Raw genomic sequence first — 375 nt, 5'->3', positions numbered from 1 at the left:
GTTCAAGGACCTCAAGGAGTCCAAGGCGATCAAGGACCTCAGGGTGTTCAGGGCGTACAAGGCGACCAAGGACCTCAGGGTGTTCAGGGAGCCCAAGGTGACCAAGGACCTCAAGGCGTTCAAGGCGTGCAAGGCGACCAAGGACCTCAAGGTGTTCAAGGCGTGCAAGGTGACCAAGGACCTCAGGGTGTTCAAGGAGTTCAAGGCGACCAAGGACCTCAGGGCGTCCAAGGCGACCAAGGACCTCAGGGTGTTCAAGGAGCCCAAGGCGACCAAGGACCTCAAGGAGTTCAAGGCGTGCAAGGCGACCAAGGACCTCAGGGTGTTCAGGGCGTACAAGGCGACCAAGGACCTCAAGGAGTTCAAGGCGTGCAA

General features: G+C 58.9%; 1 protein-coding gene. It reads left to right on the top strand.

The annotated features are described in order from the left end of the window. Positions 1-375, top strand: a 375-nt coding sequence (locus G9G53_RS25775; protein WP_238796328.1) for a hypothetical protein, incomplete at both ends; no start/stop codon positions are given.

The sequence above is a fragment of the Paenibacillus sp. EKM206P genome, assembly GCF_011066155.1.
In the GTDB taxonomy this organism is placed as follows: Bacteria; Bacillota; Bacilli; order Paenibacillales; family Paenibacillaceae; genus Paenibacillus; species Paenibacillus polymyxa_D.
Note: the sequence above shows the minus strand (reverse complement) of the source record. Positions and strands in the feature narration are given on the sequence as shown.